The 780-nt window shown below is 70.6% G+C and carries 2 tRNA genes; both read left to right on the top strand.

The window, feature by feature from the left end:
* The first annotated feature begins 256 nt into the window (after positions 1-256).
* Positions 257-330, top strand: a tRNA-Ile gene (locus tag Q7A36_RS40365).
* 168 nt (positions 331-498) lie between these two features.
* Positions 499-571, top strand: a tRNA-Ala gene (locus tag Q7A36_RS40370).
* Positions 572-780: the final 209 nt, after the last annotated feature.

The following is a 780-nucleotide window of genomic DNA, read 5'->3' on the forward strand; positions in this document are numbered from 1 at the left end:
GTTGCGGGGTGGGGCCTCGGCCCCGGCTGCAGCCTTCCGATCAGACTACGCATCGCCCGCGGGCGAGGCTGGCGGCCCGGTCTCCGGAGGGAGGCCTGGCGCGACGGCAGCATCCCTTTCCCGATCCATCGCCTCTCCGGCCGGCCCTGCCGGCCCACAGGCGACCTCGCGCGGCGTGGCCCGGTCCTCTCGGACCGGCGCCGTCCGCGCATCCTTCTCCCATGCCGCGTTATGGCCCCGGCGCTGCCGGGGCTGGGGGCTAGTAGCTCAGTTGGTTAGAGCACACGCTTGATAAGCGTGGGGTCGGAGGTTCAAGTCCTCCCTGGCCCATTTTTCCCGCGCCAGGGCGCGGGAAAAATCCCCCGGAGGGTGATCAAGCCGGTTGCCGGCGCGATGGCGCCGGCAAGCCGTCGCACGGCGACGGCAGGCGCGGTGCAGCCCGTCGGGTCCTGTCGGGGATCGCGGGTTGTCCGGTCTGTGGCATGCGATGAGCACCAAGGGGGCATAGCTCAGCTGGTAGAGCACCTGCTTTGCAAGCAGGGGGTCACCGGTTCGAATCCGGTTGCCTCCATTTCTGCTTTCGGCTGCGCCGAAAGCAGAAATCCCCTGAAGGGTGGCGTGAGCCGGTCGCCGCGAAGCGGCGAGCCGCGGCACTGCCGCGGCAGGCGCGGCCCACCTCGACGGGTGTCCCTCGGCCCTGCCGGCTTGAGGGACGCGCGCTTCCAAGACCCCGCCCCGTGGCGTCGAGATCTTTCAGGTCTCCGTGTCCGGGCGGCCTGA

The sequence above is a fragment of the Paracraurococcus lichenis genome (genome assembly GCF_030657435.1).
GTDB lineage: Bacteria > Pseudomonadota > Alphaproteobacteria > Acetobacterales > Acetobacteraceae > Paracraurococcus > Paracraurococcus lichenis.